Source organism: Micromonospora maritima (genome assembly GCF_902825405.1).
In the GTDB taxonomy this organism is placed as follows: domain Bacteria; phylum Actinomycetota; class Actinomycetes; order Mycobacteriales; family Micromonosporaceae; genus Micromonospora; species Micromonospora maritima.
In genome coordinates, this window is record NZ_CADEAU010000138.1 from 1 (window position 1) to 11,862 (window position 11,862).

An 11,862-nucleotide genomic window follows, 5' to 3' on the forward strand; every position below is an offset into this window, starting at 1 on the left:
AGCGCGGCGGCCGAGGCGGACGCGGCGGGAACGTAGAGCGCCGCGCTCACCGCGGTCAGCACCCGCGCGCCGAGCAGCAGCGGCAGGTCCGGGGCCAGCGCCGACGCGACGTTGCCCAGGGTGAACCCGGCCAGCGAGAGCAGCAGCACGGTACGCCGCTCCCAGCGGCCGGTGACCGCGCCGAGCACCGGCGCGGCGACCGCGTAGGCAAGTGCGAACACGGTACTCACCCAGCCGGCCGAGGCGACGCTCACGTCGAGGTCCCGGGCCACCTCGGGCAGCACCCCGGCGACCACGAACGTGTCCGTGCCGATGGCGAACGCGCCCACCGCCAGCAGCGGCACCACGGGAACGACCCGCCGCATCAGGCCACCCCCGCCGGCTGCCGGTCCCGGTAGGCGGCGGCGTCCCCGGCGACCACCGCACCGCCCAGCAGCACCAGCTCGATCGCCTCCGGCCGGCCCAGCACGGTGATGTCCCGCGCCGGGTCGCCGTCGGTGACCACCAGGTCGGCCAGCCGGCCCGGCTGCACCGTGCCGGCCTCGTCGCCCCGCCCGGCCAGCCGCGCGCCGTTGGCGGTGGCCCAGGTCAGCACCGTGGGCGCCGGGATGCCGGCCATGCTCACGTACGTCTCCAGCTCCTCGGCGTAGCGGCCGTGCGGGGTCCAGGCGAAGCCGAAGTCGTCGCCGGCCACGATCGGGATGCCCATCTCCACCATCAGCGGCAGGATCCGCAGCGTGTTCTCCACCTCGGCCTGGAACTCCAGCGTCTCCAGGTACTCCGGGGTCTTGCCGTGCGCGGTGCCGGTGGTGAGCAGCCGGTGCGGCTGGTGCAGGCTCGGCACCACGAAGATGCCGCGTTCGGCGATCGCCTCCAGCGCCGCGTCGTCGGCGTACGTCGCGTGGTCGATGACGTCCACCCCGGCGGCGACGGCGTTGCGGATGCCGCCCAGCCCGCGCGAGTGCGCCCGGATCCGTACCCCGCGCTCGTGCGCCGCGCGGGCCGCGACCACCAGCTCCTCGGCGGTGAACAGCAGTTCGTGCGAGCGGCCGTTGGGGAACGTGTCGTCCCCGGTGGAGAACACCTTGATGATCTCCGCGCCCTGGTCGACCTCCGTGTTGACGTAGTCGACGAGTTCCTCCGGGGTGTCGGCCAGCCGCATCAGGTCGGTGGGGATGCGCTGCTTGACCGCCGGGTTCCGGCGTTCCGGCGGCCCGGACACCATCAGGTCCCGACTGCATGGGGTGATCCGCGGGCCGGGCAGCCGGCCGGACTCGATCGCCCGCCGCAGCGCCATGTCGATGCCGGCCACCGAGCCGGCGCCGACGAACGCGGTGTAGCCCAGCCGGAGCATCGCCGCCGCGTTCGCCGCCGCGCCGAGCGTCACCTCCGGGACCGTGTACTTGAACAGCGTCTCCCGGCCGTCGAGCACGTCCAGGTAGGCGATGTGGGTGTGGCCGAGCGTCATGCCCGGCATCACCGTCCGGCCGTCCAGGTCGAGCACGTCCACACCCGGGTCGTGCAGCGGCGCCTGCGCCTCGGGCAGCACCGCGACGATCCGCTCGCCGTCGAGCAGCACGCTGTGGTGCGGTCGGGACGCCACGCCCAGTCCCTCCTGGACGGTGGCGCGGTGCAGCAACGTTCGTCGGGACACGGTGGTCACTCCGATTCTCGAAGGGGTTCAGCGGTGGCCGAAGAGCAGCCAGACGATCTCCGCGCCGGGGCGGCGGACCACCCAGCGCAACCCGTGCCGGCGTACCCCCGGGGCGTTGGTCACGGCGAGGTCGGCGCCCCCGGCGGCGAGCAGCTCGGCGGCGTGCTGGGTGGAGTCCGCGTCCACCCACCGCACCGGGCGGTCCGCCAGCGCGGGCGGCACCAGGTCGCCGTAGATCCGCCGGACCTCCCAGAGCGCGGCCACCGTCACCTCACCGGCGCCGTCGGGCGCGCCGTCCGCGCGGGCGGCGATGCCGTACTCCGGGGTGGCCTGCGCGAAGTACGCGTCCAGCCGCAGGTCGCGGTGCCAGTGGAAGCGGGTCGCGCCCTGGTAGGCGCTGGGCACCAGCGCCTGCTCCACCCGGCCGTCCACAAGCGCGCCGAGCACCGCGTCGAACGTGTCGCACAGCTCGATCCGCAGCGCGTGCCGCTCGGCGAGGAACGCGGCGGTCAGGTGGCTGGACGTGCCGGGCGGGCCGAGCGTCGCCACCGCCGTGCCGGGACGCCGCGCCCAGCGGTCCACCACGGCCCGCCACCGCCGCCCGTACGCCCCGGCGAGCGGCCCCGGCAGCGCGGGGACCGGCTCGGCGGCGGCGGTGTCAGGTGTCGTAGCCACGCCTGCCCGCCATCCGCTGCGCCACCCGGGTCTCGTGGTCGTCGGCGACCCGCCGGTCCACGATCCGGGCGGCCTTCCAGCTCACGAACGCGCCGGTGCTGACGATCGGGTCCAACCCGTCGCTCAGCTCCACCTCGACCGGCACGCCGAGCGCGTCGGCGGCCCGGTCCCGCACCCCGGCGGCCACCCGGGCCGGGTCGTCGACCAGGTCCTTGAGCAGTTCCAGGCGAATGGTCAGCCGGTCGCCGCCGGTGGCCGGGTCGTGGTCGATCACCACCTGGTAGCCGGCCGAGCCGGTGACGCCGGTCAGCACCGCGCTCTCGATCTGGCCGGCGGTGCGCCGCCGCCCGCCCAGCTCGATCCGGTCCAGCGTCCGGCCGACGATCTGCACCAGGTCGCCGGGCAGCTCGCAGTCGCAGTCCGACGCGCCGACCACCACCGCGTCGCCGGTGCGGTAGCGGATCAGCGGCTTCACCCCGTCGACGAGCATGGTGACGGTCAACTCGCCGCTGCCGCGCGGGCCGTGCGACTCACCGGTCTCCGGGTCGACCACCTCGATCAGGTAGTTGGTCTGGGACAGGTGCATCCGCTTGTTGCGGCAGGCGGTGGCGATGACGAACGCCTCCTGCGACCCGTAGAGGATGTTGTAGACGTCCGCGCCCCAGACCGACTCCAGGTTGTGCGCCAGCGCCGGCGTGCACATCTCCCCGGTGACGAAGAGCAGCTTGACCCCGAAGTCCTCGCGCAGCCGGTAGCCGTGGTGCTCGGCGGCCTTGGCCAGGGTCAGCGCCACCCCCGGCGTGCAGCAGATCACCTCCAGGGCCAGGTCCTTCATCAGTTGCAGCGCCTTGGCGAAGCCGATCACCGGCGAGTACGGCCAGATCTTGGCGTTCATCGCGCCGACGTTGCGGGCGACGTCGCCGAGCGTGTCGCCGAACGAGTGCACCTCGGTCGGTCCCATCAGCCCCACCCGGGGCGCGTGGTCGCCGAAGTGGTGCCGGAAGATCGACGCCCAGGACTCGGTGACGTGGGCGTTGCTGGCCACCACCTCCCGGCCGTCGCGGGGGCACGGGGTGGCGGGCCCGGTCGTGCCGGTGGTCTCGTAGAAGAAGACGGCCTCGGCCAGCGGCCGGCTGAGCACGTCCAGCATCTCCTCGCGCAGGTGCGCCTTCGTGGTGAACGGCAGCGTGTCGAGGGTGGCCGGCGTGACCGAGGCCAGGTCGACGCCGGCCAGGTGCCGGGCGTAGAACGGCGAGCCGGTGGCGACCTGGTCGAGCACCCGCCGCAGTTGCCGGTGCCGCCAGGAGTCGAGCTGCTCGGCGGTGAGCGTGCGGTCGAAGAAGGCGCGGTGCAGGGTCAGGTAGTCGGCGGCGAAGCCGGCCGCCGGGCCGGTGGTCGGAAGCCACATGGTCGGGGTCCTTTCGGGTGTGGCGCGGGTCAGTGCAGGCCGCCGTTCACGTCGAGCACGGTGGCCGTCACGTAGCTGCTGGCCGGGTCGGCCAGCCAGGCGACGGCCGCCGCGACCTCGTCCGGCGTGCCGAAGCGGCCGGCCGGGATCCGGGCCCGGTAGTCGTCGCGGCGGTCGGCCGGGATGCGGTCGGCCATCGGTGTCTCGACCAGCCCCGGCGCCACCGCGTTGACCCGGACGCGGTGCGCGGCCAGCGCCCGGCCGAGGCTGCGGGTCAGCGCGATCACCGCGCCCTTGGAGGCGCCGTACGCGGCGTCCGGGCTGCCGGAGCGGCCGCTGATCGAGGCGACGTTCACCACCGTGCCGGGGCGGCCGGCGGCCACAAGCGCCCGCGCGTACGCCAGGGTGCCGAAGAACGTCGCGCCGAGGTTGACGTCGAGCACCTCGGCGTACGTCCTCGCGTCGTAGTCGAGGAAGTCGCGGGCCAGGTAGACGCCGGCGTTGTTCACCAGCACGGCGGGCAGGCCGTGGCGGGCGCGCACGTCGGCGACGACCCGCTCCACCCGCTCCGGCACGGCCAGGTCGGCGACCACCGTCGCGTACGCCGACGGGTCGGCGGCCGCGTCGCGGTCGACGCTGACCACGCGGTGCCCGGTGCGGGTCAGCGCGGCGGTGACGGCCCGGCCGATGCCACCGGCGCCGCCGGTGACCACGGCGAGCGGGGTCGGGGAGTCGGTCATGACGGTCCTCCGCCGCTCAGCCCGCGACCGGCGCGGACGCACCGCGCAGGAAGGTGTCGAACAGCCGCAGCCCGTCCTGGGTCATCACGCTCTCCGGATGGAACTGCACCCCCTCGACGGCCAGCGTGCGGTGGCGCACCCCCATCACGTAGCCGTCGTCGCCGGCGCGCGCGGTGACCTCCAGCTCCGGCGGCGCCGGATCGGCGACGATCAGCGAGTGGTAGCGGGTGACGGTCAGCGGCGCCGGCGCCCCGGCGAACACGCCCCGACCGTCGTGGGTGACCTCGCTGGTCTTGCCGTGCATGAGGTGCCGGGCCACCGCGACCGTGCCGCCGTAGGCCAGGCCGATCGCCTGGTGGCCGAGGCAGACGCCGAGCAGCGGCACCCGGCCGGCGAACGTGTGCACCAGCTCGACGTGCCCGGAGTCGGCCGGGTGGCCCGGCCCGGGGCCGAGCACCACCGCGTCCGGACGCAGCGCGACGAGCTGCTCATGGGTGCGCGACCGGGACCGGACCACCACGGTCGCCGCGCCGAGCGTCCGCAGGTACTGGTCGATGATGTGGGTGAAGCTGTCGTACGCGTCGACGAGCAGGACCCTCACGGCAGCAGCTCCTCGCCGGTCAGCGCCCAGTAGGTGGCGCTCATCTTGGCCAGCGTCTCCCGCCACTCGGCGGCCGGCGTGGAGTCGGCGACGACGCCGGCGGAGGCCTGGGTGTGGTAGCGGTGACCGTCGTGCACGGCGGTACGGATGCAGAGCGCCAGCACCGCGAACCCGCGCACGTCGACCAGCCCGATCGCCCCGGCGTAGATGCCCCGGGCCTCGTCCTCCAGCCCGTCGATGATCTCCATGGACCGCAGCTTCGGCGCGCCCGTCATGGTGCCGGCCGGGAACGCCGCGCAGACCGCCGCCCACACGTCCGCGCCGTCGTCGAGCCGGCCGGAGACGGTGGAGACCAGGTGGTGCACGTACGCGAACGGCTCGACCTCGAGCATCGCGTCGACCGACAGCGTGCCCGGCTCACAGACCCGGCCGATGTCGTTGCGGCACAGGTCGACGAGCATCACGTGCTCGGCCCGCTCCTTCTCGCTGGCCAGCAGCTCGTCCACCCGGCGGCGGTCGGTCTCCGGGTCGGCCGCGCGCGCGGCGGTGCCGGCGATCGGACGCATCGACAGCCGGTCGCCGTCGATGCGCAGGAACAGCTCCGGGCTGGCCCCGATCACGGTCCGGCCGGCCCAGGGCGCCAGGTACATGTACGGCGACGGGTTGCGGTGCCGCAGTCGGCGATAGACCTGCGCCGGGGTGAGGGCGGTCTCGACCTCGATCCGGTGGCCGATCTGGATCTGGTAGCTGTCGCCCACCTCGATGTGCCGCAGGCACCGCCGGACCCGTCGGGCGAACGTCTCCTCGTCGAGGTTGTCGCGGACCCGGGCCGGCGCCGGTGCCGCCGGCACCTCCGCCTCCCGGTCGGGTCGCCCGGCGAGCAGCCGCGTCACCGCCGGCGTGGCCTCCGGCGGCAGGTGTGGGCCGGCGGCGTGGAGCTGGTGGGCGGTGCCGGCCGGCAGGTCCCACCAGACGGTGTGCCGGAACAGCGTCAGCGCGCACCGGGGGAGGTCGTCGACCGTCCGGTCGAGAGCGAGTTCGTCCATGTCGCGGGCCGCCTCGTAGGCCAGCGTGGTGAGGAAGCCGAAGGCGAAGCGATCGGTCGGCACGGTGGTGGAGACCGTGAACGCCCGCTGCACGGCGCGGACCACGGCCCACAGCCGCGCCGGGCCGGGCACCACCCAGGCGTACGTCGTGACGTCGCGCGCCACGGGCGGGCCGAGGACCGCGGTGACCACGGCGCGCAGCGCGCCGCCGAGCGGGCCGGCGGCGGTCAGCTCGCACCTGTCGGCCAGGAACCGCAGTTCGGCGAGCCGTCCCCAGCCCACGGCCGCCGCCTGCCGGTCGCGGGCCGGGCCGTCGAGGCTTTCGAAGAGGTAGACGTCCTCCGAGGGGTGGTTTTCCGTCAATGCGGTGTAAAGGGATAACGGATCGACGGATGGCAGTGTGATAGAGGTCACGGAAATGGGAATGGTGTCCGATGGTGGCGTAGGTCTCTCCGCCATTGATCGGTGATGCGCGGTTTGTGCGCTCACCGTGGTCGACAATGAGGACACTGTGGAACCCCCCTCTGAGCAGCCCGCTCCTCGCAACGCCCGCCGAGCAGGGTCACGTTCGTGACAGATCGGACTTCCCCCGTTGGAAAGGGCGCGCGACCACCCCCGCCCCCTGCGGGGAAACGGTTGCGGGCCCGGGAAACACTTTCGCCAAGTGCGGATCCCGCTGTCCATACCACTTCGGCTGACCGGGAGGGGACCACTCGGTGTGGCATCTGAGTCTGTCAATTGATGGTGATGCGCGCGAAACATTGGCGGCGCAGCTCCGCAACGCCCTGCGCCGGCAGATCGACGGGGGTGCGCTGCGCCCCGGCACCCGGGTTCCGTCCAGCCGGCAGCTCGCCAAGGACCTCGGCGTGTCCCGTACCGTGGTCGTCGAGGCGTACGAACAGCTCTGCGCCGAGGGATACCTGACCTCGCAGCGCGGCTCCGGCACGTCCGTCGCGGACGCCGCGCCCGCCGAGGTCGGCTCCGCGCTCACCACCGACGAGACGCCCACGCCCGAGGTGTGGGACCTGCGCGCCGGCGGCACCGACGTCTCCGCGTTTCCGCGCCAGGACTGGATCCGCAGCGTCAGCGCGGTGGTCCGCGCCGCCGGCCCCCGGGAACTGGGCTACGCCCCGCCGTCCGGCCTGCCGCCGGTGCGCCGCACGCTCGCCGGCTACCTCGGCCGGGTCCGGGGCGTCCGCGTCCGACCCGAACACCTCATGGTCACCTCCGGGTTCGCGCAGGGTCTCGCCCTGCTCTGCCGGGTGCTGCGCGACCAGGGACACGACGCGGTGGGCGTGGAGGACCCGGGCCACCCGGGGGAGTGGGCGTTCATCGCCGACGCCGGACTGCGTCCGGTGGCCGTACCGGTGGACCGGCACGGCATCCGCGTCGACGACCTGGCCGCCACCGGCGTCCGGGCGGTGCTGACCACCCCGGCCAGCCAGTTCCCGACCGGGGCCGCGCTCAGCCCGGACCGCCGCGCGCAACTGCTCGCCTGGGCCCGCGCGGTCGACGGCTACGTGGTCGAGGACGACTTCGACGCCGCGTTCGTGGCCCCGGCGCAGCGCATGCCCGCGCTGCAGAGCCTCGCCCCGGACCGGGTGGTCTACGCCGGCAGCGCCAGCAAGGTCCTCGCCCCGGCGCTGCGGCTCGGCTGGCTTGCCGCCCCGCCCGGGCTGGCCGCCGCGATCGAGCGGGTCCGCGCCGGCTGGGACATCGGTTGCTCCGGACTCGACCAGCTCGTCTTCGCCCGGCTGGTCGACACCGGCGCGTTCGACAGGCACCTGCGCCGGCTGCGGGCCGAGTTCCAACGCCGCCGCCAGGCGGTGCACCAGCACGTCGCCCGCCACCTGCCCGGCGCGTCACCGCTCAGCGGGGACGGCGGTCTCCAGACCTACCTGGTGCTGCCCCGCTGGTGCGCCGAGGAGTCGATGGTGGAGGCGGCCCGCCGCCGGTCCGTGCTGGTACGCGGCGGCCGGTTCTACGCCCTGCGCCACGACGCCCGCCCGCCCGCGCTGGTGCTCGGCTACGCGGGCGTGCGCGGCGCCGACCTGGGCCGGGGCCTGGCCGGCCTGGCGACCGCCTACCGTGACCTGACCCCCCGCCCCACCCCACCCCCACGGTCGCGCGTTGACCAAGGAGTTCGCGTCTCGGGCCGCCGTTCCGACTGACGCAAACTCCTTGATCGCCAAGTTGGGCGGGGACGGGGGTGGTCGGCGGGGGCGGGGGCTAGGGTGCGGGGGTGGATCTGGCGGACTATGTGCGTCGGGCGCGGTCCGGGCGGTGCTTCGTCTGCGCCTTCCTGGACGGTGATCCCGACTACGCGCACGAGATGCTCCACGACGACGGCAGCCATGTGGCCTTCCTGAACCGGTACCCGACCCTGTTCGGCTCCGTACTCGTCGCGCCGCGCCGGCACGTCGAGGACGTGGTGGGCGAGCTGACAGCGGCGGAGTACCTGGACCTCCAGGCGGTCGTGCACCGGATCGCCCGCGCGGTCGCCGACGTGGTTCGGCCCGAGCGCACTTACCTGCTGTCGCTGGGCAGCGCCGCGGGCAACGCGCACGTGCACTGGCACGTCGCGCCGCTTCCGCCAGGGGTGCCCTACGAGCGGCAGCAGTATCACGCGTTGATGGCCGAGCACGGCGTCGTCCGGCAGACCCCGGAACAGGTCGCCGACCTGGGGGTGCGGATCCGGGCGGCGCTCGCGGCTGGGTGAGGACCGCCGGACCGGCCGGGCGCGACGGAGGTGTCGTGTGGCGCGACGGGGGGCACCTCGACGCCCCTGGTACTACTACGCCTCCGGGTAAGAGGGCAGCCCGCGCGACTGCCGCAGAGAAAGGGCCGGGCTGCCTCCTCCCGCCCGGCGCACGAGGAAGCACAGTCACTGCGACCACCCCCGAATGCGTAAGGACGACGCAGCATGTCGGAAGGTCCACCGGGACGAGCGGGTGTGGGCCGAGGAAGGCCCGAGCCTCCTGGCAGACATCACGAATCCTGGTGTGCGAGCCAAGGTCCGGCACATCGCGGTAGAGCAGGAAGCCCGGCTTGAGCTGCGGTTGCTCGCAGCCGGCCTGCACCTGACCCAACGCTGACCCTCACCGGCGCCATGGGAACAGCTCAGCTACGGCCTTGATGATGCCGGGCCGATCCTTCGGGTCAGTCCCACGAAGAGCTATGGCGATGATCAGAACTATGCCCGCTACCGGCACACCGAGGACAGCAGCCACTACCGTCGGCCCTGCGCTGATGAGTGGCTCAAGACTTGCGATCCACACTGCCTAACCCTCCTCCCCTGGTCGGGCGAGGGTGCGTAAACCCAGCCCGCCCAGTGCGTCAACACTGGTCTGGCTGAGTCCGCGTTCCGGCGATCGTGGATCTCAGTACCGAGACGGCACTCCCGTCTCGGGTCTTGCTGATGGTGCTGCCTACCACTCGGTACGCGACTACTGGGCAACGCTGCCGCCGGAGCACAGAGCGCCACAAATATATTCTCGTAGCCAACCTTTGCGCGGTCTTGCTCATATAGGCAGACTGGCCCGAGAGGGCACCCCAACCAGTGCGGCTCGGGTGGTCCTGGTGGGCAGCGTACCCGACCAACACGACTCGCGCGTGGAGATCCCTGAGATCGCCGAAGGGGTCTGCTGCACCGATAGGTGACATCTGAGATGGCGTGCCCTGACGACGAGCTGGTGTCGCTGTGCCCGCGCCCTACCCCCGAGAGTCGAGTCGGGCGAACACCTGCTCAGCGATGTACTCCTCACGTGGCTGCATGACGTTTCGCGTACCGCCACACCCGTCCTTGTTGAGCTTGTCCGGGGAGCACTCGTACGTCGGTCCCTCGGTGCGCTTGGCGCTGGTGGAGGTCATTCGGTTACCGCAGTGGCAAAACACCAGTCCCGACAGCATGTACTTGCGCTGGTTGGTCTCGCTCCTGCGCCGCGACGGGTCGTCCAAGATCTCGCACACCCGCTGCCAGTCGTCGCGATCCACGATCGGCTCCCACGGCGTCGAGAACAGCTCGCTGTTCTAGGTGGCCCGTCGGGTCAGCCGGGCCGGTCGGGGGCGGCGAAGGTGACCGGCGCGTCGAACGCGGCCCGCCGGGCGGCCCGGCGCAGCGCGGCGAGCACCGCCGGGCCGGCGAGGACGACCGCCACCGCGGTGGTGACCGCCCGTCCGGTGTCCCAGCCGAACGTCGACGTGACGGCGGTGAAGACGGCGAATCGGTGCAGGTTCTCCAGCACCGGTGCGCCGGCCACGTAGGACAGTTGCGTGTCCGCGCCGACGCTGAACGGCCAGAACCACAGGTTCATCAGCAGGCCGTAGCCGTACGCGGCCAGCGCGCCGTAGCCGGCCAGGACGGCCGTCTCGGCCCGGCCCCGCAACCGTCCCGGGAGCAGGCCGGCGCCGAGCCCGATCCAGGACGCGCAGAGCATCTGGAACGGCAGCCACGGCCCGACCCCGGCGGTGAGCAGCGCGGACGCGAACAGCGACGTGGAGCCGAGCAGGAACCCGAAGCCGGGGCCGAACACCCGGCCGGCGAGCACGAGCAGGAAGAAGACGGTCTCGATGCCGGCGGTGCCCGCGCCCAGCGGGCGCAGCGCCGCGTTCACGGCGGCGAGCACGCCGAGCATCGCCAGCGCCTTGCTGTCGATGCCGCCGGAGCTGAGCTCGGCCAGGACCAGCGCCACCAGCACGGGCAGCATGACCAGGAAGACCAGCGGCGCCTCACCGGTCCGCGCGGTCGACTCCGGCTGCGCCGGGACGAAGAACGGCCAGGCGAACGTGGCAAGCGCGGCGACCGAGGCGAGGGCGAGCACCACCGCGGTCCGCGGCGCGACCCGCAGCACGCTCCCGCGGGGCTGGCTGGGCATGCGCGCACGGCCCTCGCTTCGCTCGGTGCGTTCGCTCATGCGGGGCTGGCTGGGCATGTGCGCACGGCCCTCGCTTCGCTCGGTGCGTTCGCTCATGCCGGGGCCAGGGCGGAGGTGAGCTGCTCGACGGTCAGCCACGGCGCCGGCGCGAGGACCTTGGCCACCTGCGGGGCGAACGCCGGCGAGGCCAGCATGATCTCCGCCGTGCCACCGTCGGCGACCACCTCGCCGTCGGCCAGCACCACCACCCGGTCAGCCAGCGTGGCGACCAGTTCGACGTCGTGGGTGGCCAGCACCACGGTGCGGCCGGCGTCGGCCAGCTCCCGCACCACGGCGGCGAACTGCCGCTTCGCGTGGTAGTCCAGGCCCCGGGTCGGCTCGTCCAGCAGGACCACCGGCGGCGCGGCGGTGAGCTGGACGGCGAGGGCGAGAGCGAGGCGCTGCCCCTCGGACAGGTCGCGCGGGTGCCGGTCACCGGGCAGGGCGGGAGCGAGCTGGTCCAGCAGTCGCCGGCAGGTGCCGGCCGGTGCGCCGGTCTCCCGGTCGGCCTGCGCGCACTCGGCGTCCACCGTCTCCAGGTAGAGCAGGTCGCCCGGGGTCTGCGGGACCAGACCGACGTACCGGCGGGCCCGGCCGGGCGGCAGCGTACCCGGGTCGACCGGGCCGTCCGGGCCGGCGACCGCGACCGTCCCGCCGTGCCGGGGGCCGCTGCCCTGCACCGCCCAGAGCAGGCTGGACTTGCCGGAGCCGTTGCGGCCCATCAGCGCGACCACCCGGCCGGCGTGCAGGTCGAGGTCGACGCCGGCCACCGCCACCGTGCCGGGGTAGCGGACCACGATCCGCCGCGCGGTCAGCGTCGGCGCG

12 protein-coding genes are annotated in these 11,862 nt (G+C 73.6%); 2 read left to right on the top strand and 10 right to left on the bottom strand.

Annotation, left to right across the window (positions count from 1 at the left end; translation table 11 throughout):
* From HUW36_RS14955 to HUW36_RS14985, 7 genes are all read right to left on the bottom strand, one after another.
* Window positions 1-365 (bottom strand): MFS transporter (locus HUW36_RS14955; RefSeq protein ID WP_174528721.1); only part of this gene is annotated, 365 nt, incomplete at its 3' end.
* Entirely contained in the window at window positions 365-1,654 is a 1,290-nt protein-coding gene (locus HUW36_RS14960) for an amidohydrolase family protein (protein WP_246248179.1), read from the bottom strand. The genes HUW36_RS14955 and HUW36_RS14960, both read right to left, overlap by 1 nt.
* 27 nt (window positions 1,655-1,681) lie before the next feature.
* Window positions 1,682-2,329 (bottom strand): prephenate dehydratase, encoded by a 648-nt coding sequence (locus HUW36_RS14965; protein ID WP_174528723.1) that lies wholly within the window; start codon window positions 2,327-2,329, stop codon window positions 1,682-1,684.
* Window positions 2,313-3,737, bottom strand: a complete 1,425-nt coding sequence (locus HUW36_RS14970; protein ID WP_174528724.1) for a phenylacetate--CoA ligase family protein — start codon at window positions 3,735-3,737, stop codon at window positions 2,313-2,315. Before HUW36_RS14970 ends, HUW36_RS14965 begins: the two co-directional genes overlap by 17 nt.
* 29 nt (window positions 3,738-3,766) lie before the next feature.
* Entirely contained in the window at window positions 3,767-4,477 is a 711-nt protein-coding gene (locus tag HUW36_RS14975; RefSeq protein ID WP_174528725.1) for an SDR family NAD(P)-dependent oxidoreductase, read from the bottom strand.
* A gap of 16 nt (window positions 4,478-4,493) precedes the next feature.
* Entirely contained in the window at window positions 4,494-5,078 is a 585-nt protein-coding gene (locus HUW36_RS14980) for an anthranilate synthase component II (protein ID WP_174528726.1), read from the bottom strand.
* Window positions 5,075-6,487 (bottom strand): anthranilate synthase component I family protein, encoded by a 1,413-nt coding sequence (locus HUW36_RS14985; protein WP_246248180.1) that lies wholly within the window; start codon window positions 6,485-6,487, stop codon window positions 5,075-5,077. The genes HUW36_RS14980 and HUW36_RS14985 overlap by 4 nt, the downstream gene beginning before the upstream one ends.
* Window positions 6,488-6,885: 398 nt before the next feature.
* Here HUW36_RS14985 and pdxR point away from each other — a divergent pair, with 398 nt between their 5' ends.
* Window positions 6,886-8,295, top strand: coding sequence for a MocR-like pyridoxine biosynthesis transcription factor PdxR (gene pdxR / locus HUW36_RS14990; RefSeq protein ID WP_246248181.1), 1,410 nt, complete (start codon window positions 6,886-6,888; stop codon window positions 8,293-8,295).
* A 71-nt stretch (window positions 8,296-8,366) separates the two neighbouring features.
* The gene (locus HUW36_RS14995; protein ID WP_217428813.1) at window positions 8,367-8,843 is read left to right on the top strand and encodes an HIT family protein; all 477 of its coding nucleotides are present in this window, start codon (window positions 8,367-8,369) and stop codon (window positions 8,841-8,843) included.
* A gap of 992 nt (window positions 8,844-9,835) precedes the next feature.
* On the opposite strand, the gene HUW36_RS15000 is transcribed toward HUW36_RS14995, so the two are convergent.
* From HUW36_RS15000 to HUW36_RS15010, 3 genes are all read right to left on the bottom strand, one after another.
* Window positions 9,836-10,117 carry a recombinase zinc ribbon domain-containing protein gene (locus HUW36_RS15000; protein ID WP_174528729.1) on the bottom strand — a complete coding sequence of 94 codons (282 nt, stop codon included), beginning with the start codon at window positions 10,115-10,117 and terminating at the stop codon, window positions 9,836-9,838.
* A 53-nt stretch (window positions 10,118-10,170) separates the two neighbouring features.
* A complete protein-coding gene (locus HUW36_RS15005; RefSeq protein WP_174528730.1) occupies window positions 10,171-10,998 on the bottom strand; it encodes an ECF transporter S component in 828 nt (275 codons plus the stop codon).
* Between the two features lie 92 nt (window positions 10,999-11,090).
* Window positions 11,091-11,862 (bottom strand): ATP-binding cassette domain-containing protein (locus HUW36_RS15010; RefSeq protein WP_174528731.1); only part of this gene is annotated, 772 nt, incomplete at its 5' end.